Origin of the sequence: Methylobacterium haplocladii (assembly GCF_007992175.1) — a bacterium.
GTDB lineage: Bacteria > Pseudomonadota > Alphaproteobacteria > Rhizobiales > Beijerinckiaceae > Methylobacterium > Methylobacterium haplocladii.
Map to the genome: position 1 here is coordinate 25483 of NZ_BJZT01000004.1, position 20917 is coordinate 46399.

General features: G+C 66.5%; 20 protein-coding genes and 2 tRNA genes. 10 read left to right on the plus strand and 12 right to left on the minus strand.

Annotated features, from left to right (window positions below):
- Positions 1-25 precede the first annotated feature (25 nt).
- On the plus strand, positions 26-340 hold the full coding sequence (gene sugE, locus MHA02_RS01725) for a quaternary ammonium compound efflux SMR transporter SugE (protein ID WP_147076251.1): 315 nt from the start codon (positions 26-28) through the stop codon (positions 338-340).
- 3 nt (positions 341-343) lie between these two features.
- Here the strand turns inward: sugE and MHA02_RS01730 are convergent, their stop codons facing one another.
- From MHA02_RS01730 to MHA02_RS01760, 7 genes are all read right to left on the minus strand, one after another.
- Positions 344-1054, minus strand: a complete 711-nt coding sequence (locus MHA02_RS01730; RefSeq protein ID WP_147076252.1) for a DUF2459 domain-containing protein — start codon at positions 1052-1054, stop codon at positions 344-346.
- Positions 1055-1072: 18 nt separating this feature from the next.
- On the minus strand, positions 1073-3793 hold the full coding sequence (locus MHA02_RS01735) for a valine--tRNA ligase (RefSeq protein WP_147076253.1): 2721 nt from the start codon (positions 3791-3793) through the stop codon (positions 1073-1075).
- A gap of 118 nt (positions 3794-3911) precedes the next feature.
- A complete protein-coding gene (locus tag MHA02_RS01740) occupies positions 3912-4436 on the minus strand; it encodes a PopZ family protein (protein WP_147076254.1) in 525 nt (174 codons plus the stop codon).
- A gap of 203 nt (positions 4437-4639) precedes the next feature.
- Complete coding sequence (locus MHA02_RS01745) at positions 4640-6034, minus strand: TolC family outer membrane protein (RefSeq protein ID WP_147076255.1); 1395 nt, start codon at positions 6032-6034, stop codon at positions 4640-4642.
- A 204-nt stretch (positions 6035-6238) separates the two neighbouring features.
- Positions 6239-6892: a protein-L-isoaspartate O-methyltransferase family protein gene (locus tag MHA02_RS01750; protein WP_147076256.1), complete on the minus strand. Its 654-nt coding sequence runs from the start codon at positions 6890-6892 to the stop codon at positions 6239-6241.
- Between the two features lie 187 nt (positions 6893-7079).
- A complete protein-coding gene (locus MHA02_RS01755) occupies positions 7080-7349 on the minus strand; it encodes a hypothetical protein (RefSeq protein WP_147076257.1) in 270 nt (89 codons plus the stop codon).
- Between the two features lie 403 nt (positions 7350-7752).
- Positions 7753-7826: transfer RNA gene (locus tag MHA02_RS01760), tRNA-Cys, on the minus strand.
- Positions 7827-8091: 265 nt separating this feature from the next.
- On the opposite strand from MHA02_RS01760, the gene MHA02_RS01765 reads away from it, so the two are divergent.
- Positions 8092-8167, plus strand: a tRNA-Asn gene (locus MHA02_RS01765).
- A 177-nt stretch (positions 8168-8344) separates the two neighbouring features.
- On the opposite strand, the gene MHA02_RS22530 is transcribed toward MHA02_RS01765, so the two are convergent.
- Positions 8345-9061: an extensin-like domain-containing protein gene (locus tag MHA02_RS22530; protein ID WP_238180495.1), complete on the minus strand. Its 717-nt coding sequence runs from the start codon at positions 9059-9061 to the stop codon at positions 8345-8347.
- Between the two features lie 598 nt (positions 9062-9659).
- On the opposite strand from MHA02_RS22530, the gene MHA02_RS01775 reads away from it, so the two are divergent.
- Both MHA02_RS01775 and MHA02_RS22535 read left to right on the plus strand, forming a co-directional pair.
- On the plus strand, positions 9660-11762 hold the full coding sequence (locus MHA02_RS01775; RefSeq protein WP_147076259.1) for a M3 family metallopeptidase: 2103 nt from the start codon (positions 9660-9662) through the stop codon (positions 11760-11762).
- A 395-nt stretch (positions 11763-12157) separates the two neighbouring features.
- Entirely contained in the window at positions 12158-12682 is a 525-nt protein-coding gene (locus tag MHA02_RS22535) for a hypothetical protein (RefSeq protein WP_238180496.1), read from the plus strand.
- 18 nt (positions 12683-12700) lie between these two features.
- Here the strand turns inward: MHA02_RS22535 and MHA02_RS01785 are convergent, their stop codons facing one another.
- Positions 12701-12916, minus strand: coding sequence for a hypothetical protein (locus MHA02_RS01785; RefSeq protein WP_170248971.1), 216 nt, complete (start codon positions 12914-12916; stop codon positions 12701-12703).
- 184 nt (positions 12917-13100) lie between these two features.
- Positions 13101-13994, minus strand: a complete 894-nt coding sequence (locus tag MHA02_RS01790) for an SMP-30/gluconolactonase/LRE family protein (RefSeq protein WP_147076262.1) — start codon at positions 13992-13994, stop codon at positions 13101-13103.
- Between the two features lie 275 nt (positions 13995-14269).
- Between MHA02_RS01790 and MHA02_RS01795 the strand changes: the two genes are divergently transcribed.
- Positions 14270-14686, plus strand: coding sequence for a pilus assembly protein N-terminal domain-containing protein (locus MHA02_RS01795; protein ID WP_147076320.1), 417 nt, complete (start codon positions 14270-14272; stop codon positions 14684-14686).
- Between the two features lie 20 nt (positions 14687-14706).
- Here MHA02_RS01795 and MHA02_RS01800 read toward each other — a convergent pair whose 3' ends face one another.
- On the minus strand, positions 14707-16209 hold the full coding sequence (locus MHA02_RS01800; RefSeq protein ID WP_147076263.1) for a phosphomannomutase/phosphoglucomutase: 1503 nt from the start codon (positions 16207-16209) through the stop codon (positions 14707-14709).
- 168 nt (positions 16210-16377) lie between these two features.
- The gene (locus tag MHA02_RS01805; RefSeq protein ID WP_147076264.1) at positions 16378-16626 is read right to left on the minus strand and encodes a hypothetical protein; all 249 of its coding nucleotides are present in this window, start codon (positions 16624-16626) and stop codon (positions 16378-16380) included.
- A gap of 373 nt (positions 16627-16999) precedes the next feature.
- On the opposite strand from MHA02_RS01805, the gene MHA02_RS01810 reads away from it, so the two are divergent.
- The 5 genes from MHA02_RS01810 (at position 17000) to MHA02_RS01830 (ending at position 20894) form a co-directional block, all read left to right on the plus strand.
- A complete protein-coding gene (locus MHA02_RS01810; RefSeq protein ID WP_147076265.1) occupies positions 17000-17698 on the plus strand; it encodes a 50S ribosomal protein L25/general stress protein Ctc in 699 nt (232 codons plus the stop codon).
- Positions 17699-17788: 90 nt separating this feature from the next.
- Positions 17789-18409, plus strand: a complete 621-nt coding sequence (pth, locus tag MHA02_RS01815; RefSeq protein WP_147076266.1) for an aminoacyl-tRNA hydrolase — start codon at positions 17789-17791, stop codon at positions 18407-18409.
- Complete coding sequence (locus tag MHA02_RS01820) at positions 18406-18780, plus strand: PIN domain-containing protein (RefSeq protein WP_147076267.1); 375 nt, start codon at positions 18406-18408, stop codon at positions 18778-18780. Before pth ends, MHA02_RS01820 begins: the two co-directional genes overlap by 4 nt.
- 16 nt (positions 18781-18796) lie before the next feature.
- Positions 18797-19894, plus strand: coding sequence for a redox-regulated ATPase YchF (gene ychF, locus MHA02_RS01825; protein WP_147076268.1), 1098 nt, complete (start codon positions 18797-18799; stop codon positions 19892-19894).
- Positions 19895-19904: 10 nt separating this feature from the next.
- Positions 19905-20894 (plus strand): MaoC family dehydratase, encoded by a 990-nt coding sequence (locus tag MHA02_RS01830; protein ID WP_147076269.1) that lies wholly within the window; start codon positions 19905-19907, stop codon positions 20892-20894.
- The last annotated feature ends 23 nt before the right edge of the window (positions 20895-20917 follow it).

The window sequence follows — 20917 nt, forward strand, 5'->3', positions numbered from 1 at the left end:
CCTGCCGCCGGGCAAGGAGACTCGCATGGCCTGGGCCATCCTGTTCATCGCCGGCCTGTTCGAGATCGGCTGGGCGATCGGGCTCAAATATGCCGACGGATTCACGCGGCTCTGGCCGTCCGTCTGGACGCTGGTCAGCATGGTGATCAGCGTCGTGCTGTTGTCGTTTGCCGTGAGGACGCTGCCGATCGGCACCGGCTATGCCGTCTGGACCGGCATCGGCACGGTCGGCACCGCGATCCTCGGGATCGTGCTGTTCTCGGAGCCCGTCACGGCGGCGCGGATCGGCTGCATCACCCTGGTCGTCGCAGGGATTCTCGGTCTGAAGCTGGCCGAATGATCGTCACCGCGGCGGCAGAGCCGTCGCGCCCGAGCGCCAGGAGAGGTCGAGGATCAGGCCGCGTGGGTAGGTGTCGATCACCGGCGCGACGGGCAGGCCGGCGGCGTTGAGTAGGCCGGCCGTCCAGTGATTGCAGACGTTGGCGAACGAGAAACGGCCCGTTCCGGCATAGAACAGGCTCGGCCCGTAGAGGCCGGGGCCGTCCTCGATCGGCTGCAGGCCCTCCAGGCGGAAGTTCGCGTCGAGGCGAGCGAGGAGCCGCCCCAGGCCGGCTGGAGAGACGCGTATCGAGACGATCTCGGCATTCGGGAAGGTGGCGCGCAGATCGTCCGGCAGGCCGACCACCTGGACGACGCCGTCGGCCCCACCCGGCGTGAACAACGCTTTCGCCGCCAGCACCCAGTCGACATCCGTCACCGTCGGCGTCGCCCGGTAGAACCGCGCCTCGCCCCAACCGAACTCGATGTTGTCGTAGTCGCGGAAGCGGATCGCGATGGCGCGTAGCGCCGTGCCGGCCCCCTCTTCCGTCAGCGCAGCGCGCGGCAGAACCACGCCCGAATGCCAGCCGTGGCTGACCAGATGGATCGTTCGGGCGTCGGCGTCCGTGGGCGGGTAGAGGGTGAGGTCACCGGGCCTCGCGGTCAGGACGGCGGCGAGGAGGAACGCCAGGAATAGGCCGGCCGCCGTGAGGCCGATGCGGCGCAGCCATCTCATGGCGTTCCAGTACGGCGATCAGCTCTGCTCCGTCAGCCGCGCCAGCGCCTCGCGGATCTTTTCGAGCCTTGCGGCTTCGCTGTCGCGGCGCTCGCGCTGCTCCTCGATCACCTCTTCCGGCGCGCGCGCGACGAAGTCGGCGTTGCCGAGCTTGCCGTCGATTTTGCCGATCTCGGCAACCGTGCGGCCCTCCTCCTTGCGAAGGCGCGCGACTTCGGCGCCGAGGTCGACCACGCCCTCCAGCGGCAGAGCCGCGACGGTGCCGCGCACGAGGAGTTGGACGGAGTTCTTCGGCGCATCCGTCTCGAAACGGATCTCCGAGAGGCGGGCGAGCCGGAGAAGGGTGTCGTGCCAGCGCGCGACGCGCTCGCGCACGTTCGCATCGACGCCGACGAGAACCAGCGGAATCTGTGCGCCGGCCGGCACGTTGGTCTCGGAGCGGGCCGAGCGAATTTCGGAAACCAGATCGACCACGAAGCCGACCTCGGTCTCGGCCGATGTGTCGGAGAGTCCCGTCAGATTCGGCCACGCGGCGAGAGCCAGGAGCCCGCGGTCGGCGATGCCCTCGCCTTTGATCGCCCAGAGTTCCTCCGTGAGGAACGGCATGAACGGGTGAAGCAGCTTGGCGATCTGGTCGATCAGAAATGCGACGGTCTTCTGCGTCTCGTCCTTGAGCGCCGCATCGACGCCCTCGCCCTGCAGCACGGGCTTCGCCAGTTCGAGGTACCAGTCGCAGAAGATGTTCCAGACGAAGCGGTAGGCTGCGGCGGCCGCGTCGTTGAAACGGTAGGCGTCGAGCGCCGCACCGACCTCTGAAACCGCGCGTGCAGCCTCGCCGAGCGCCCAGCGGTTAAGGACGGCGCTCGCGCTCTCCGGCCGGTAGTTCGCATCGAGGCCGCAGCCGTTCAGCTCGGCGAAGCGCGAGGCATTCCAGAGCTTCGTCGCGAAGTTGCGGTAGCTCTCGACCTGGTTCGGTCCGAGCTTGATGTCGCGCCCCGGCGCTGCCAGCGCAGCGAGGGTGAAGCGCAGGGCGTCGGCGCCGTACTGCTCGATCAGGCCGATCGGATCGACGACGTTGCCCTTCGATTTCGACATCTTGGCGCCGGTGGCGTCGCGCACCAGGGCGTGCAGGTAGACCGTGTCGAACGGTACCTTGTCGGTGAGGTGCAGACCCATCATCATCATGCGGGCGACCCAGAAGAACAGGATGTCCTTGCCGGTGACCAGGGTGTTGGTCGGGTAGTAGCGCGCGAGTTCGGGCGTCGCCTCGGGCCAGCCAAGCGTCGAGAACGGCCAGAGCGCCGAGGAGAACCACGTGTCGAGGACGTCCTCGTCACGCCGCAGCGTGACAGGGCCGCCACGGGCGGCGTCGGCCTTGGATTGCGCCTCGGCCTCGGTCATCGCGACATGGATGCTGCCCTCTTCGTCGTACCAGACGGGGATCTGATGGCCCCACCAGAGCTGGCGCGAGATGCACCAGGGCTCGATGTTGGTGAGCCACTGGAAGAAGACCTTTTCGTTGTTCTCTGGGACGAAGCGGGTCTGGCCGTCGCGCACTGCCTGGAGCGCCCGCTCGGCCAGGGGCTTCACGTTCACGTACCATTGGTCGGTGAGGTAGGGCTCGATCACGACGCCCGAGCGGTCGCCATGCGGCACCGCATGCGCGTTCGGCTCGATCTTGAGCAAAAGCCCGCGCTCCTCCATCAGGGCGACGACGCGCTTGCGGGCGACGGCACGGTCGAGGCCGTGTAGTTCGAGCGCCGGCGGCTCGGGCTCGGCCCCCTCGAAGAAGGCGTCGTTGCCGACGAGGAGCATCTGCCCCTCCTCGTCGAGCACGTTGATCGCACGCAGGCCGTGCCGCTTGCCGACCTCGAAGTCGTTGAAATCGTGGGCCGGGGTGATCTTGACCGCGCCGGTGCCCTTCTCGGGGTCGGAGTAGGTGTCGGCGACGATCGGGATCGCACGGCGGACCAGCGGCAGCAGCACCCGCTTTCCGACCAGCGCCGTATAGCGCTCGTCCTCCGGATGCACCGCGACGGCGGTGTCGCCGAGCATGGTCTCTGGGCGCGTCGTGGCGACGGTGATGGTCTCGCCGGTCAGCGTGCCGGCCTCGTCCACGACGGGATAGTCGAAGTACCAGAGGTGTCCCTTGGTCTCGACCTGAAGCACTTCGAGATCGGAGATCGCGGTCTGGAACTTCGGGTCCCAGTTCACGAGGCGCTTGTCGCGGTAGATCAGGCCCTGCGCGTGCAGATCGACGAAGGTCTTGAGGACGGCCTCGGACAGGCCCTCGTCCATGGTGAAGCGCTCCCGCGACCAGTCGCAGGAGGCGCCGAGGCGCTTGAGCTGGCCGATGATTGCGCCACCCGATTCCGCCTTCCAGGCCCAGACCTTCTCGAGGAACGCCTCGCGGCCGAGTTCGCGCCGGCCGGGCTGCTGGGTTTCCATGAGACGGCGCTCGACCACCATCTGAGTGGCGATACCGGCATGGTCCGTGCCCGGCTGCCAGAGTACGTCGCGGCCGCGCATCCGCTCGAACCGGCAGAGGATGTCCTGCAGCGTGTTGTTGAGCGCGTGCCCGATATGCAGCGAGCCCGTCACGTTCGGCGGCGGAATGACGATGCAATAGGGCTCTGCGCCGGCACGTTCGGGCCGGGCGGCGCGGAAGGCACCCTCCGTCTCCCAGGCGGCACCGACGCGCGCTTCGACGGCGGCGGGATCGAAGGTCTTGTCCATCATGAGGCGGTCGGGCCGATCGTGCGGGCGGTCTTCTGAAGCTGCCGCCGCTTTCAACCCTTCGCCGCCCTGCCGTCAACCGCAGGGCATTGCTCGGCGCCGGAGATCCGGCGTCCGAAACTCAGCGCCCCCTCGCGACCCGCTCGATCTCCGCGCGGACCAGGCGCTCGACCATGGTTGGCAGGTTGTCGTCTAGCCAGGACTTCAGCATCGGCCGAAGCATGTCCTTGACGAGGTCTTCCAACGTGCGGGCGTTGTTCGTCAGCACGGTGTGGGCGAGCATGGTGAAGTGCTGTCCGACGCTGTCGTCGGTGGTCTTCGAGACGAGACGTTCCACGACCTGCTCTTCCACGGCCGCGGCGAGGCGCTCCGGAGCGCTCTGGGGCACGGGGCGTGGCTCGACCGGGGGCGGAGCAGGAGCGACAGGCTCCGGTTCCGGCATCGAGAAGTCGACGTCGTCGACATTGAAATCGATATCCGGGGGATCGAATGCCACGGGCTGCGGTCTGCGCACGGGCTTGGCTACCTGCGAGAGGTCGAGCACGTCGTCGAGACGCGGCTTGGGCGCGGCCTTCGGTGCCGGCTCGGGCTCGGGGGCGTTGTCGTCCGCGATGATGCGCCGGATGGAGGCGAGGATATCCTCCATCGAAGGCTCCCCCGCCGGAGATTCCTTCATCGGCTCCGGAAACTTCGGGCTTGCAGCACTCATCCTGACGACGACTCACGCGAGGGGTGCGGGGTAGAATCGAGTACGATGGTTAACAAGTCACGCAGTCATCCGGAATCAGGACGAATTCCCGGATCGATCGGCGGGACTCGCAGTCCCGCCGATCGACACCTGAAATTGCGCTAGCGCCCGTCCGGCGTGCTCACGCCGTACCAGAGGTCCTTGACCTGATCGAAATGCTCTTTCGGGCTGTAGGGCGTGACGGGCAGCGACGTGTAGCGCACCGTTAGCCGGCCGATCGTCTGGACGACGTCGTAGGAGTTCACGACCCGGTCGCGCTGGGCCAGGATCAGGTTCACGCGCGAATTCAGGAGTTCCTGCTGCGCGTTCAGGACGTCGAGGGTCGTGCGCTGGCCGACGCGGGCCTCCTCGCGCACGCCGTTCAGTGCCACCTCATTGGCCTGGACCTGCGCCTGCGAGGCCAGCACCTGTGCTTTTGCGGCTTCCAGGCGGCCCCAGGCCTGCACGATCAGCGAGCGGACGGTGTCGCGGTCGCGTTCGGCGATGAGCCGGGCCTGACCGACCAGTTCCTTGGCCTGCCGGATCTGCGAATACTCGGTACCGCCCTGATAGATCGGAATCGAGAGGCGACCGACGATCGAGGCGGCGGCGGAGTTGTCGCCCGGAAACTGGTTATCGTAGCGCTGCTGGACGGTGCCCTGGATGCCCGCAGTCGGGGAGAGCATGCTCTCGGCAACTTTGACCTGCAGTTCCGCCGCATCGACGGCGTGGAACGAGGCGAGGATCTGCGGGTGCTCTCGCAGTCCGACGTCGACCGCCTCTTCGAGGCTTCTCGGTACGTAACGGTCGAGCGGCCGGCCAGGGGCGAGTTGGCGCGGCTCGACGCCGATGTTCTGCCGGTAGATGCCGATGGAGGAGCGCAACTGCGACTCGGCCGCGCTAACCTGCGAACGGGCGCCCGAGAGGCGTGCCTCAGCCTGGGCGACGTCGGTGCGGGTCACCTCGCCGACGTTGAAGCGGTCGCGGGTCTGGCGAAGCTGCTCTTCGAGCACCTCGACGTTGTTGCGCTGCAATTCGAGGTTGGCCGTGTCGCGCAGCACGTTCATGTATGATTGCGCGGCGTTGAACAGCGTCGTCATCTCCGTGAGGCGGATCGCCTCGCGGTTGGACAACACGTTCGCTTCCGCCTGACGGGTCTGGCTATCCGTCCGAAAGCCATTGAACAGCGTCTGGTTGATGGTGATCCCGGCGCCGCCCGGCTTCGTCGTGTTGTCGATCTGCTGCGTGGCAATCCGACCTTGCGTTCGCGAAATTCCGATATCGGCATCGATGGACACGGTGGGACGATAGCCCGCCTGCGCCTGGGCGACGGTCTCGTCCACCGAACGCAGACGCGCCCGCTCAGAATTGAGAGCCGGATTGGCGGCATAGGCCCGCGAAAGCGCGCTCTCGAGAGTTTCGGCCCCAGCCGGGCCTACGGTCACGAACGCCAGAACGGCGGCGCTCGACAACCGGCGCGCCCAACGCACCGCAGGTGTCCTTCGACTCACGCTCATCAGCCCTTGCGGTCTCTGAATGAACCGGCAGCCACGTATCAGCCGCAGCTTTCGCCACGCCAGTCACGCGGTGCCAGCTTGCCCGCCTCGGAGGTAGCTTAACCGATACCCGACACCAGCGACCAGATCATGCAGGGCGGCGATGACCGATTGGTAAGCGGTGCCACAAAAAGGCGACACCGCCTGAAGCCGGTACTACGCCGATCAGAATGTGAAGGCGTGCGCAGCAACGAAATCCCTGAGTTCCGGGAGATTGGCATCGAAGAGCGGGCGCGAGCCGAAGGCATCGCCGGAGCGCACGAACACAGTGACCTTCGCGCCACGGTCCGGCCCGAACACGCAGACAAGGCGCCCGTCGCTGCGCAACTGATCGAGCAAGACCTGTGGCCGCGTCTCGATTCGGCCCTGGACGAGAATCGCATCGTAGGGAGCCTGAGCCGCAGCGCCGTCCCCGAGCGGCCCGTCGATCACCTCCGCAGTCTGGCCGAGCCGCTGACGCGCCGCCTGCGCCAGACCCGTCTCGCATTCGAGGGCGACGACCCGCGCTCCCAGTTCGGTCAGCAGGGCCGTGCCGTAGCCATAGCCGGCGGCAACATCGAGAACACGGGCACCGGGCCGGATCTTCAGAGCTTGAATCATGCGGGCCAGCACCATCGGCGCGGGCATCGCCCGAGCTTCGCCACCGTCGGCGCTGATCCGCAGGGTGCGATCGATATAGGCGAAATCCTCGGCCCCCGGCTGTACGAAGCGCTCGCGCGGAACGGTCGCGAAGGCATCAAGAACCGCAACGTCGTTCACGTCGAATGTGCGCAGCTGGCAGTCGACCATGAGCTGCCGTGCCTGGGCGTGATCGAGCATGGATGCCGCAACCCCTCGAGAGGCCCCGTCGCGATCTCGGCCGACCACCGCGGTCGGCCTGCGCTCCGGCAGCGGCCGGGTTGTCGTGGATCGATTCCGAAAAGGCAAGATTCACGCTTTGCAGGCGGGCCGATACGAAAACGGCGGAGCTTGCGCTCCGCCGTCCGTCATCCGATCGGTCGATGGCTCAGCAAAGGGGGCCACCCGAAGTCTGGCCATACTGCTTCACCGGAAAGTTCTGCTGGCGCGCATTGCCCTCGGCGGCCGAGCTCTGAGGGCAGGCTGTGAACATCGGCCCATCATGCGCACCGAGCGTGCTGCGCCCCTGAATCTGATAGGGCGATGCCGGCGCGACGCGCTCGATCGGCGCCCCATAGGTGAACGCCATCGCGGAAGATGCCGGAACAGCAACGCCGAGAACAATGGCGGCGACAACAGCGGCGATACGGGCTTTCATAACGACTTTAAACTCCTTTACACAGAACAGATCCGACTGATGCGGTCCGTTTCATCTTGTGTAATACGGATATGGGAAGCCGAGACACGCCATGACGTGCCGCCACGCACACGACGACGTGGATTAAAAAACACGGAGGCCGACTGATTGCGTCGGCCCGACGTGCGGCCGGATTCCTAAGTGCTGAATCTCTCAGCGCCGGTCGTCATGAGCGCCGGGACCGCCCGTGCGGTCGACAATCGCAGATCGAAAGCGAAGTCGCATTGCGCGGCGTCCCGGGGCGGAGCGTGTACCGGACGGGGCCGCGACCCATCGGCATGGCCGTCCTTGGCGGGCGACGATAACGCGGACGCCGGAGGCCCGAGACTGCTGCGAACGATTTGGGGGCAATCCGCAAGGAAGTTGGAGGCCTCGCCCGGAATCGAACCGGGGTGCAAGGATTTGCAGTCCTCTGCGTAACCACTCCGCCACGAGGCCAACCAAGGCGTGTCCCGCCGAGGCGGGGCTGCCGTCATCCGACCGGGCGGCCGATCGGAGAGGACGGGTCTCTAGCAGAGCCACGGCCCGATCGGCAACGGCTTTGGAGCGCTGTGGTGACGCTTTCGCGAAATCCGCTTCAGTCACTGGCAGCCAGCTCGCCACAGATCCGATTTGCGGAGCATTCTTGGCGTCCAGCCCCCTTGCGTCCTTCGCCGGCGATGGGCTAAGGACCGCGCCGTGAACGCGAAAGCGGCACCGGTGATCCCCGATAGCTCAGTTGGTAGAGCAAGCGACTGTTAATCGCTTTGTCGCAGGTTCGAGTCCTGCTCGGGGAGCCAAATTTTTCCGACATATCAGCCGATTAGGGCTCTGGCTTTGAGCCGGTGCGCTCGATGGGGAAAGCGGGTCAGGCAGCGTTCGGACACCGAGCTTCCGCTCTCAAGTCCTCGATGCGGCCAAACACGATATTTGCCTGCCGCGATCGACCGCACGGCACATCCGAGACCGTCAAGCAGCTACTGACAGAGCCGGTAGCCGGCCTTCCGCTCGCGCTCGTCGAGATGGAGATGGTTGGCGTGCTGCGGATCCGTGCCAGGTCCGAGGACGGTGGTGAAGTGTTCGCAGGCCTTGGTCCGCACTGCGGCCTGAAAGGCGGCTTCCTTCGAGCCATCCGGTAGCGGGCCGACGAGAATCGGCGCGCGTTTGCCGAAGGTGAATCCCATCACGTCGACGGCGTTGGCGAAGGCATGCTCGCTCAGTTGCGCTTCCGCGCCGTGATTCTGACCGCGGCAGACATAGGTGCCGCCGAGCGTCAGCCCCTTGAGCGTGTCGCCGAGTTCTTTCTCGGCGATCTGCTGCACTTGAGCCGTCCAGCGCATCAGCCCTTCGGCGAGGCGACAAACCATCGTCTCCGGCGATCCGATGGTGACGCCGTTGCCGAGCTTGCTCACCGTCAGCGGGCTCGCGACGGTGCATTGGCCGTTCATGATCGGCGACGCCTTCGCATAGGCAACGCCGAGACTGTCCAGGCTGCGCAGGCAATCCGCGTCGTCCTGGGGCGCGATGGTGAGCTTGAGTGCGCCTTCTCCCGAGAGCTCCGGCGGACGCTCCGGCGGCAGCGGCGCCTCGTCTGCCGGTGGGGATACGGGCGAGAGCTCGGGCGGACGGGCCGGCGGCAGGGGTGCCTCCAGGGCCGGGATGCAGCGCGGCAGATCCGGTGACAGCGGCGGCAACGGCGCATCCCGTGCGGGCGATGGTGCCGGGGACAGCTCGGGGGGCCGTTCCGGAGGCAACGGCGCCGGTACGGGCTGGCTCGGTGCCGGCTCGATCTTCGTGGCAGGGGTTTCGCCTTGGCCTGACGGCGAGGGAGCCGGCGCGGCCAGCGGTGTCACGGCCAGTTCTGCTGGTCGCTGCGGGGGCAGCGGGACGGCCGCATCGGACGCGCTCCGCGGCGGCTCCCCCTGCAGGTCCCCGGGGCGCGCCGGCGGCTCCGGCGGCGGAACCGGCACGGTCGGACGACATGTCGGAAGCGCAGGCGCAACTTCGGCGACCGCAGGCCCCGCCGTGACGATGGCGAAGGCGAGCAACGCCGAGCAGACGTTCGGGAGACGAGGCGAAGGCGGGCGCATCCGTGCTGTCCGGTGATCGGCCTCCGCGCGGGAATCCGCGACCGCGATGCCCGACGATCGGGCCATTGGGTCCGCGCTGCTATGACAGGAACGTCACGCCCGCCGGCATTCGCCCGACGCCCCGTGGTCGGACCCGCTTTGCGCCGACTCCATGGGCTGCCTATGTTCCGCATCGTTGAAACTGCCGAAGACGAGGACGTCGATGACTGTCGAAACCCCACATGCGCCCGCCCGAGACGCGGCTCCCGGCGCTGCGGGCACCAATCCCTTCGACGAAGCTCAATGGTCGACGCCCTATGGACTACCGCCCTTCGAGCGCATCGCACCTGAACATTTCGGGCCGGCCTTCGCAAAAGCCCTGGCCGCTCATCAGGCCGAGATCGCTGCTATCGCTGCGGATGACCGGGCGTCGAGCTTCGACAACACCATCGCGGCCATGGAGCGTGCGGGCCAGGATCTCGACCGCGTCGCCTCGACCTTCTTCAACCTGACCGGCAGCCACACCAATCCGGCGCTTCAGGCGATCGAACGGGACATCGGCCCAAAACTCGCGCGCCACGGCAGCGCGATCTACCTCAACGCCGATCTCTGGGCGCGGATCGCTCGGGTCGATGCGGATGCCGAGCACCTCGGCGAGGAGGAACGGCGGGTGCTCGACCGCTACCGCACCCGCTTTCGCCGCGCCGGCGCCGATCTCGCGCCGGAGCCCAAGGAGCGTGTGGCCGAGATCGCCAGCCGCATGGCGGTGCTCGGCACGCGTTTCAGTCAGAATCTGTTGGCGGACGAGAGCGGCTTCAGCCTGCCGCTCGATGGCGAGGACGATCTCGCCGGCCTGCCGGAATTCCTGCGCGAGGCGGCGGCCGAAGCTGCGACCGAGCGCGGTGGCGGCAACAGCCACGTCATCACCCTCTCGCGTTCACTGGTCGACCCGTTCCTCGTCTTCTCCACGCGCCGCGACCTGCGAGAGCGCGCCTACGAAGCCTGGACCCATCGCGGCGAGGGTGGCGGAGAGACCGACAACCGCGCGATCATCACCGAGATCGTGGCCCTGCGCGCCGAGCGGGCGCGGCTCCTCGGCTTCGAGAGCTTCGCGCATTTCAAGCTCGACGACACCATGGCCGGCTCGCCCGATGCGGCCATGCAGCTGCTGCGCGAGGTCTGGGCGCCGGCCCGCCAGCGCGCCGCGAAGGAACGCGGCCAGTTGCAGGCCCTGGTCCAGGCGGACGGCGGCAACTTCACCATCCAGGCGCACGATTGGCGCCACTATGCCGAGAAGCTCAGGCGCGCCGAACACGACATCGACGAGTCCGAGATCAAGCCGTACCTGTCACTCGAAGGCGTGATCCAAGCGTCCTTCGACACGGCTTCGCGGCTGTTCGGGCTCCGCTTCGAGGAGGTTCGTGACGTTCCGCGCTACCATGCGGACCTGAGAATCTGGGCCGTCACCAATGCGGACGGCTCTCCGGTCGGGCTGTTTCTCGGCGACTACTTCGCCCGCGCCTCGAAGCGCAGCGGCGCCTGGATGAGCGCCTTCCGCTCGCAGGAGCGACTATCGGGCGACATCAAGCCGATCATCGTGAACGTGATGAACTTCGCGAAGGCGCCAAAGGGCGAGCCGACGCTGCTTTCCTTCGACGATGCCCGCACGCTTTTCCACGAATTCGGCCATGCGCTGCATGGGCTTCTGTCGGACGTGACCTATCCGCTGCTCTCCGGCACCTCCGTCTCGGGCGATTTCGTCGAACTGCCCTCGCAGCTTTACGAGCACTGGCTCGAACAGCCGGAGGTGCTGCGGCAGCACGCGCGCCACTACCGTACCGGTGCGCCGATGCCGGAAGATCTGCTCAGCCGCCTGCTTGCGGCGCGCACGTTCAATCAGGGGTTTTCCACCGTCGAGTACACGGCCTCGGCCATCGTCGACATGACGCTCCACCTCTCCGCCGCTGGCGAGGCCGGGCTCGACGTGCTGGCCTTCGAGGCGGATGCGCTCCGGCGCATCGCCATGCCCGCCGAGATCACGATGCGGCACCGCTCGCCGCATTTCGCACACATCTTCTCCGGCGACGGCTATGCCGCGGGCTATTACAGCTACATCTGGTCTGAGGTGCTCGACGCCGATGCTTTCGATGCCTTCCGCGAGGCCGGCGACATCTTCGACCCCGAGACGGCGGCACGGTTGCGCCGCTTCGTCTACGGTGCCGGAAACCTGCGCGATCCGCGCGAGGCCTACACGGCCTTCCGCGGCCGGTTGCCGAGCATCGATCCGCTGCTGAAGAAGCGTGGTCTGGTTCAGGCCGCAGCGTGACCGCGGTAACGGTTCGGTAAACAAACGTCCTTAACCAAAGCTTCCTGAGTCAATCGGGACGCTGGGTCATGACCGGATCGATCGAGAGCGCCAAAGATGTCGCAAAAGGCGAGGATACGGCCGCGAAGGTCGCCAAGTCTTCGCCGGCGGATCTCTTGAAGAAGGCCGTTGTCGGCAAGTCCGAGGTGAAAACCGAAGCTGCGCCGGCACCTGCTGTCGCCGAGACGCCGAGCCGTATGCCCTCGCGCTTCGATGCGCGTCTCGCAGCCGTCGCGACGGTCGCGCTGGTCCTCGGCACCAGCTTCGGCATGATGGCTGCTCCGCGGGAACGTTCGAGCGAGTCGCTGGCACGGATCGAGGCAGGCCTCGACGCGGGACGCACCGAAGCGGGCCGCTTGAATGCCGAGATCGAACGTCTTGCGAAGGCGCTCGGTACGCTTCGCGAATCGACCGATGCGGGTCGCGCCGAAATCCGTTCCGTGGCACCGAGCCTGACGGACCGGATGGCACGTCTGGAACAAGGCCTCGACAAGAAGCTCGCCGCCTTTGCCGAGCGAACCGCTTCGGCAGAGCGCGAACATTCCTTGCCGGTGGCGCTACCGTCCGCACCGGCCGACAAACGCGCTGCCACACCCGTCGCTGCCGTCAGCCCGGTCACAGCAACCGCGACTCCGAAAGCCGAGCCGACGCAAACAGCCAGCATCACAGATACGAAGCCGAAATCCGAAACGGTCGAGGCCTGGGCGCTACGCGACGTTTACGACGGCATCGCCATGCTGGAAGACCGCAAGCGCCGGTTGCTGGAGGTCGCACCGGGCGACTCGATACCGGGCATCGGACGTGTCGAGGCGATCGAGCGCCGCGGCCGGACCTGGGTCGTCGTCACCAAACAAGGCGTCATCACCCCGCAGACGTGGTGAACGCGACGATCGGGAACGTCAGGCGACGGGAGCGGCGGGTGCGCGGGATACGGTGTCGTTCGCCCGCGGCAGGTGCGCCGTCATGGCCTCGCTGAGTGATCCGGAACGCGCCAAACGCTCACGTCCGCGCGCCATAGCATCGGCTTTCGCCTGCGGCGTCGCGAACAGCACGGACGCTAGAAGCGCCGAGCCGTTGAAATCGTTGTCTAGGGTCTTGGTGTCGAACAGCGGCATCATCGCCTCCCGACCCAAGGGTCGAGCCAGTCCGGCCGTCGGGCAAAAAAGCTCGGCCGTACGGTTGCAACGGGCGTTGCGGGGATAAGTTCCGCGAAGCTTTCGTTATTTACCGTAATTTCATCATTGCATCGCGAAAGCGAATGCGGCGGTGCGAATGCGCACCCCAACATGCCCGGACTGCTTAGGCGGCGACCCGCCGGGTCGCACCAAAGATGTTTCCGGGGAAGCCGCGGAATTCGGTTTCGACCGCGAAGAGGTGTCCCGCCATCGGGTCGATCGTCGGATCGCGCCCCCTCAGGCAGGTGGTGATGTAGAGGGTCGAGAGGTCGGGACCGCCGAAGGCGCATTTCGTCACCAGCGCCGTCGGCACTGGAACGATCCGCTCGATTGTACCATCTGGCGCGAACCGCGTGATCCGCGATCCGCCGTAGTGGCAGACCCAGAGATGCGCGTCGGCATCGAGGGTCAACCCGTCCGGATGTCCCCATGACGGGTCGAAGGTGATGAGGGTCCGCGGCTCGCCGATCCGATTGCCGTCGAGGTCGTGGACCCGGATCAGGCCGCGGGCCGTGTCGATTGTATAGAGCCGCGTGCCGTCCGGGCTCACGACGGGGCCGTTGGTGACGGCCGCCTTGCCACCGAAATTCGTGAGTGTCTCGCCGTCCCAGCGGTGAAAGCTGCCGGTGTCGCTCTCCTCCGCATCGTCCATAGTGCCGAACCAGAGCGCCCCGTCGGGGCCGATATTGCCGCTGTTGAGACGGTTGCCCGGCGGATGCGGCGCGGGCTTCACCAGAGGCCAGCGGGCGCCGTCGGCGAGATCGAGCAGGACGACGCCGGATTTCAGCCCGGCCACCACGACATCGGGATCGGTCGTCAGCAGCGCGAAGCTGATCTTCTCGTCGAGCGCCACGCGCCGCGTCTCGTCGATGGCGGGCCAGTGCCGCCAGACCGCCGGGTTCTCGATATCCACCCAGATCAGCGAATCCGAGCGCGCATCCCAGATCACCTCCTCCGCCAGCGTGCAGCCGCAGGCGACGACGACGCGGGGCGTAAGCGGGTGGATCGTCGGGGACATCGATCGCCTCGGGCGCTGTGGAAACCGCTGGTCAACGCGGCGCGAGCAGAGAGGTGTCCATGCCGGCACCGCCTTAGCCCTTCCTTCACCGTTCCCTGAGAATGATGGCGCGCCGGACGACACTGCCTTCGCGGACGTCCCGGCCCGTCACGACCAGCGAGAGTTTCCGCATCATGCGTCGCGCCCCGAGCCCATCCGACCGATGCGTGCAAGCGGGGCGTGTGGTCGCCATCGGACTGCTGGCCAGCCTCGCCTGGAGCTGGTCCGCAGACGCGATGGAGGCTGCAGCCGCGCCCGACGTGGTTCCGGTGATGGTCGACAATGCCAAGCTGATCCGCCTGCCGGAAAAAACGCAGACGGTCGTGGTCGGCAACCCGCTGATCGCCGACGTCTCGCTTCAGAGGAACGGCGTGGTCATCCTGACCGGCAAGAGTTTCGGCACCACCAACCTCATTGCCCTCGACGCCGGTGGCGCGATGATCGCAGAATCCCTGATCCGCGTCGAAGCCCCCCAAGCCTCCACGATCACGGTGCAGCGCGGCCTCGATCGGGAATCCTATTCCTGCACGCCGAACTGCCAGCCCTCCGCCCAGCTCGGCGACTCCACCAAGTGGTTCTCCGAGGTCAGCGGACAGGCCGACCGGCGCCGAAGCCTGGCGGCCACGGGCGCGGGCGGCATGCCCAACCGCTGACGCGGCGCTTCTTCGCGGGATCAGATCGTCTGGTTGTAGGCGCCGATCCCCTCGTTCTCGCGCAGGATGCCGTCGACGGCCTTGAACATCTCGTGCAGCCGGGCCTCGGAGACCGGGCTCTCGATCACTACCACGAGTTCCGGCTTGTTGGATGAGGCCCGCACGAGCCCCCAGGTGCCGTCCTCTGTGGAGACGCGTACGCCGTTGACGGTGACGAGATCGGTGATCTTGGCGCCGCCCACCGTCTCGCCGGCCTCCTTCATCTTCTGGAAGCGCTCGGTGACCTTCTCGACGACGCCGTATTTCAGCTCGTCGTCGCAATGCGGCGACATGGTCGGCGAGCCCCAGGTCTTCGGCAGCGCCCGGTAGAGGTCGGCCATCGACTTGTCGGGGTTACGGTCGAGCATCTCGATCACCGCGATCGCGGTGAGCAGCCCATCGTCGTAGCCGCGGCCGATCGGCTCGTTGAAGAAGAAGTGCCCGGACTTCTCGAAGCCCGCCAGCGCGCCGAGTTCGTTGACGCGGCGCTTGATATAGCTGTGGCCGGTCTTCCAGTAATCGGCCTTTACCGCCTGCTTCTGCAATTCGGGATCGGTGTTGTAGAGACCGGTCGATTTCACGTCGACCACGAAGGTCGCGCCGGGGTGCAGCTTGGACAGGTCGCGGGCGAGCATGACGCCGATCTTGTCGGCGAAGATCTCCTCGCCTTCGTTGTCGACCACGCCGCAGCGGTCGCCGTCACCGTCGAAGCCGAGGCCGACATCGGCGCCGTGCTCCTTCACGGCATGGGCGATGGCATGGAGCATCTCCATGTCCTCGGGATTCGGATTGTAGCGCGGGAAGGTGTAGTCGGGCGTCACGTCGAGGGGGACAACCTCGATGCCGAGGGCCTCGAGCAGCTTCGGCGCAAAGGCGCCCGCCGTACCGTTCCCGCAGGCCGCGACGACCTTCAGCTTGCGCGAGATCGGCTTGGCCCGGCTCTTGAGATCGTTGAGATAGGTCTCGAGGAAGCCTTCGACGAACTCGTAGGAGCCGCCGTCGCGGTACTGATAGGTGCCTCCGCAGACGATTTCCTTGAGCCGGCCCATCTCGTCGGGGCCGAACGTCATCGGGCGGTTGGCGCCCATCTTCACGCCGGTCCAGCCGTTGTCGTTGTGCGACGCCGTCACCATCGCCACGCAGGGACAATCGAGGGCGAACTGCCCGAAATAGGCCATCGGCGAGAGCGCCAGACCGACATCCTTCACCCGCAGGCCGGCGGCCTGCATGCCGGCGATCAGCGCGAGCTTGATCGACGACGAATAGGAGCGGAAATCGTGCCCCGTTACGATATCGGGGCGCACGCCCATCTCGTGGACCAGCGTGCCGATGCCGAGGCCGAGCGCCTGCACGCCCATCAGGTTGATCTCCTTCGGGAAGAGCCAGCGCGCGTCGTATTCCCGGAAGCCGGTCGGCTTGACCAGCGGAAGCTGCTCGAACTCGAAGGTGTTGGGCGTGAGCGCGGCATGCGGCTTCGGGAACATCGCTGGCCTTTATCGAAGGGATCGGGTCTCGAACGTCATCGCACTTAGAGTGCTGGTCCAGCAAGGGAAGTCGCGCCCTCGCCGGCCACAACCCAGCGAGGCTCGGCATACGAAAAGACCGCCGGGATCGCCCGGCGGTCTCGGTAGAAAGGTAGGCCGATCGGGGCCTTATTTCTTGCCGTCCTTCTTGTCCTCGCCGGTCGCCTTTGCGGACGCCGCGCCGCCGGCCGGCGCCGTCGTCGCGGTCGCGTCGCCCTCGCGCTTCTCGTACCCGGCGGCGTTGGGCGGCCCCTTCATCTTGCCGTCCTCGGCCTTCATCATCTTGCCCGACGCGCTCGGCTGCGCGGCCTTGTCCTCTGCGAACGCGGCTCCGGTCAGGGCGAGCGATGTCAGCAGGGCGAGCGAAATACGATTCATGAGCTTCCTCCTCTGGTTTGGGCGAAAAACGCAAGTGGAGGACGGCTCGTTCCGAAATGACGGCAGGAAAATTTGGTAGAGTTGACTCTTCAGGCTCCCGCCCGTTGCTGCCTGTAGATCCATTTTAATCCGTCGTAATGCAGCAATATTTCTTGGGAACGGACACCCATCCACTCGGCGAATTCGCCAATACTGCATCGCAGCAAAGGCGTGCGCTCAGGGATGCGGATTGCCATCCCAGGCCCTCGCCTGTATGAGCCTGCACGCGCCCCCCGACACCCTTGGAGGCAGGGGCGCACCGGGCTCGGTGTCTGGCCGTCCATCGTGGGCGGCCTTTGTCGTTCCCGATCATGCAATCGAAAAGGATCACGCCATGAGCGCAATCAAGCCGCTTGAGGCCGTGGCACGCGACCGGGTCGGCAAGGGGGCCGCCCGGGCCGTTCGTCGCCAGGGCAACGTCCCAGCTGTCATCTATGGTGGCGGCAAGGACCCGCAGGCCATCGCCATCGACCTCATCCGCACCCGCACCCTGATCTACGCCGGCGGCTTCAAGACCACCGTGTTCGAGATCGATGCCGGCGGCAAGAAGACCCGCGCGATCCCGCGCGACTTCCAGCTCGACCCGGTCAGCGGCGTGCCCTTGCATGTCGACTTCCTGCGCATCGTCGCCGGCCAGACCGTGACCGTGGAAGTGCCCGTGCATTTCGAGCACGAGGACGCGGCGCCCGGCATCAAGAAGATGGGCGGCACGCTCAACATCTCGAAGCATACCCTCGAGCTCGAGGTCGCGCCCGACCAGATTCCCGATGCCATCGTGGTCGACCTGACCGGTCGCGAGATCGGCGACGCGATCCACGTCTCGGACATCAAGATCCCCGCCGGCACCTATACCGGCGAGCCCACCGACTCGATCGCCAACATCGTGCCGCCGACGGTGCTCGGTGCCGAGGTCGAGGCCGAAGAGGCTGCGATCGCCGAGGCCCAGTCCACCGAGGCCGCCGAGGAGAAGGCCGAGGAAGAGGCCGAGACCTCCGACAAGGGCGACGAGAAGAAGTCCGACGACAAGGAGTGAGGGCTGGGCGCTCTGCGCCCTCCTCTACGACCTCCGACACCAGCCCCGGCTCAACCAGCCGGGGCCTTTTCGTTTCAAGACTGGCAGGCCATGCGGCTCATCGTCGGCTTGGGCAATCCGGGCGCCCGCTACGCGAAGAACCGGCACAATATCGGCTTCCTCGCTGTCGACGAGATCGCCCGCGTGCACCGTGCGAGCCCGTTCCGGCGCCGCTTCCAGGGCGAGGCGGCGGAGGTGGTGCTTGGCACCGAGCGCGCCATTCTGCTTAAGCCCCAGACCTTCATGAACGAGTCCGGCCGCTCGGTCGGCGAGGCGCAGCGCTTCTACAAGGTGGCGCTGGAGGATGTGATCGTGCTCCACGACGAGCTCGATCTCGCTCCGGCGAAGCTCCGCGTGAAGAAGGGCGGCGGCAATGCCGGCCACAACGGCCTCCGTTCGATCACCGCCTGTTGCGGGAACGAGTATCGCCGCGTGCGCCTCGGCATCGGGCATCCCGGCGACAAGGCGCTGGTCCACGCCTTCGTGCTGAACGACTTCGCCAAATCGGAAGAACCCTGGGTGGAGGATCTCTGCCGGGCAGTCGCCGACAACGCTGCGATCGTCGCCGCGGGCGAGAATGAGAGTTTTCAGAACAAGGTGCACCTCGCCATGGTCGGACGCGGTTGGACGGACGTGAAGCCGCCGGGCAAGGGTGCCAAGGCGAGTGATTGACACGAAAAAACGGAATCCTCAGTCTCAGCGCGCGAGACAGCGCACGCCTCAACCGCCAGATCCTCAGCAAGCTGATCCGGTGGGTGCTGAAGAACGAGCAGCATCGACCGATCGCCGAGATCCGTGAGGATATCGCGAGGCTTCGGGTCTGGGGCGATATGCCTCTCGCCGATGATGAATTGGACATCACTTGGGCGGTTCGCACAGCACTCGGCTATCCGTGGTTCGACTGCCGGCTCATCGCTGCATCCGTTGCGCGGGGGTGCCGGTATTTTCTCACCGAGGACATGGCTCACGGGGCGACTTTCGAGACCGTGACACTTATCAACCCCTTCCGGATGTCTCCGGACGAGCTTCTTCTGCGAAATTGATGGCGGAACCGAACCTATGGGCTTCAAATGCGGCATCGTCGGCCTGCCGAACGTCGGTAAATCGACGCTCTTCAACGCGCTGACGCAGACGGCCGCGGCGCAAGCCGCGAACTATCCGTTCTGCACCATCGAGCCGAATGTCGGCGAGGTGGCGGTGCCGGACCCGCGCCTCGACGACCTCGCGCGGATCGCATCCTCGAAGGAGATCATCCCGACGCGGCTGACCTTCGTCGACATCGCCGGCCTCGTGCGCGGCGCCTCTAAGGGCGAGGGGCTCGGCAACCAGTTCCTGGCCAACATCCGCGAATGCGACGCCATTGCCCACGTCGTGCGCTGCTTCGACGACGGCGACGTCACCCATGTCGAGGGCAAGGTCGATCCGAACGCCGATATCGAGACCATCGAGACCGAGCTGATGCTCGCCGATCTGGAGAGCCTCGAGAAGCGGATGTTCGCCCTGGAGAAGCGGGCCAAGGGTGCAGACAAGGAGGCGAAGGAGTTCCTGGACCTCGTCAATCGCGCCCTGCCGCTGCTGCGCGAGGGCAAGCCCGCACGTCTCGTCGAGCGGAAAGCCGACGAGGAGTTCCTGTTCCGTCAGCTCGGCCTGATCACGGCGAAGCCCGTGCTCTACGTCTGCAACGTCGACGAGGGGGATGCCGACAAGGGCAACGCCTATTCCGCCGTCGTCTTCGCCCGGGCGAAGGTCGAGGGCGCCGTGGCGGTGGTGGTCTCGGCCAAGATCGAGAGCGAGATCGCCGTGATGTCGAAGGCCGACCAGGGCGACTTCCTGGAGGCCGTCGGTCTCGCCGAGCCGGGCCTCAACCGAGTGATCCGCGCCGGCTACGATCTGCTCGGTCTCGTCACCTATTTCACGGTCGGGCCGAAGGAGGCGCGGGCCTGGACGATCACCAAGGGCACGCGCGCGCCGGGCGCGGCCGGGGTGATCCATACCGACTTCGAGAAAGGCTTCATCCGCGCCGAGACCATCGCCTTCAAGGACTACACCAGCCTCAATGGCGAGGCCGGGGCGCGCGACGCCGGCAAGCTCCGGCTGGAGGGCAAGGAGTACGTCGTACAGGATGGCGACGTGCTGCACTTCCGGTTCGCCAACTGACGGTCGACGCATGGGCATCGCGTTCGAGGACTTCACGAAGGGTCAGGTGATCGAGGGTGACCCGATCACCGCGACCCGCGACGAACTGGTTGGCTTTGCCCGTGAATTCGACCCGCAGCCCTTCCACCTCGACGAGGCGGCGGCGAAGGCGACCTTCGTCGGTACGCTGATCGGCTCGGGCTGGCAGACCGCCTGCTTCGGCATGCGTCTCCTCCATCGCGACGCCTTTCGCGGACACACCTCGATGGGTTCGCCCGGGATCGACGAGTTGCGCTGGCTCCGCCCCGTGCTGCCGGGAGACACGCTGCGGGCGCGGATCGTCGTCGAGGAGACCCGCGTCTCGGCCTCGAAGCCCGATCGCGGCTTCGTCCGCTTCATGATGACGGTTCTCGGCGCACGCGACGAGCGCGTGATGACACAGGCCTTCACGGTCATCTTCGCCCGGCGAGGCGCAGAGCCGATGGCGCCGCGCAGCGTCGTGCCGGCTACGGCATCGGAGCCGGTGCCCGAAGGCGACGACGCCGTCCTGCTGCCATTCCTCGGCGAAGCCGAGATCGGCGCGGTGCGCGATCTCGGCCGATACCGTTTCGAGCCCGACGCGATCATGGACTTCGCAAAAGCCTATGATCCGCAGGATTTCCATACCGACCCGAAACGCGCGGAAAGAACGCATTTCGGCGGCCTCTGCGCCTCCGGCTGGCACACGGCCGCAATCTGGATGAAGCGCCTTCACGCGACTTGGGCACGGGACATGGCGCTGACCGCGCGTTCAGGCCCGGTGCCGCAACTCGGACCCTCGCCAGGATTCAAGGACATGCGCTGGCTGCGCCCGGTCTATGCCGGCGACACCATCCGCTACGCGACCCGGCTCGTTGCCGCGCGTGCCTCGTCCTCACGCCCCGGCTGGGGCGTGGCAAGCCACCACAACACCGCCGAGAATCAACACGGTGAGCCGGTCTTCGAATTTACCGGTTCGGTGTTCTGGCAATGGTCGGCCTGACGTTTCACCTGCACGGAGAGAGC

Coding starts and splice junctions, on each gene's coding strand:
- sugE (WP_147076251.1), top strand. CDS start 26: ATGGCCTGGGCCATCCTGTTCATCGCCGGCCTGTTCGAGATCGGCTGG.
- MHA02_RS01730 (WP_147076252.1), bottom strand. CDS start 1,054: ATGAGATGGCTGCGCCGCATCGGCCTCACGGCGGCCGGCCTATTCCTG.
- MHA02_RS01735 (WP_147076253.1), bottom strand. CDS start 3,793: ATGATGGACAAGACCTTCGATCCCGCCGCCGTCGAAGCGCGCGTCGGT.
- MHA02_RS01740 (WP_147076254.1), bottom strand. CDS start 4,436: ATGGAGGATATCCTCGCCTCCATCCGGCGCATCATCGCGGACGACAAC.
- MHA02_RS01745 (WP_147076255.1), bottom strand. CDS start 6,034: ATGAGCGTGAGTCGAAGGACACCTGCGGTGCGTTGGGCGCGCCGGTTG.
- MHA02_RS01750 (WP_147076256.1), bottom strand. CDS start 6,892: ATGCTCGATCACGCCCAGGCACGGCAGCTCATGGTCGACTGCCAGCTG.
- MHA02_RS01755 (WP_147076257.1), bottom strand. CDS start 7,349: ATGAAAGCCCGTATCGCCGCTGTTGTCGCCGCCATTGTTCTCGGCGTT.
- MHA02_RS01775 (WP_147076259.1), top strand. CDS start 9,660: ATGACTGTCGAAACCCCACATGCGCCCGCCCGAGACGCGGCTCCCGGC.
- MHA02_RS01785 (WP_170248971.1), bottom strand. CDS start 12,916: ATGCCGCTGTTCGACACCAAGACCCTAGACAACGATTTCAACGGCTCG.
- MHA02_RS01790 (WP_147076262.1), bottom strand. CDS start 13,994: ATGTCCCCGACGATCCACCCGCTTACGCCCCGCGTCGTCGTCGCCTGC.
- MHA02_RS01795 (WP_147076320.1), top strand. CDS start 14,270: ATGGAGGCTGCAGCCGCGCCCGACGTGGTTCCGGTGATGGTCGACAAT.
- MHA02_RS01800 (WP_147076263.1), bottom strand. CDS start 16,209: ATGTTCCCGAAGCCGCATGCCGCGCTCACGCCCAACACCTTCGAGTTC.
- MHA02_RS01805 (WP_147076264.1), bottom strand. CDS start 16,626: ATGAATCGTATTTCGCTCGCCCTGCTGACATCGCTCGCCCTGACCGGA.
- MHA02_RS01810 (WP_147076265.1), top strand. CDS start 17,000: ATGAGCGCAATCAAGCCGCTTGAGGCCGTGGCACGCGACCGGGTCGGC.
- pth (WP_147076266.1), top strand. CDS start 17,789: ATGCGGCTCATCGTCGGCTTGGGCAATCCGGGCGCCCGCTACGCGAAG.
- ychF (WP_147076268.1), top strand. CDS start 18,797: ATGGGCTTCAAATGCGGCATCGTCGGCCTGCCGAACGTCGGTAAATCG.
- MHA02_RS01830 (WP_147076269.1), top strand. CDS start 19,905: ATGGGCATCGCGTTCGAGGACTTCACGAAGGGTCAGGTGATCGAGGGT.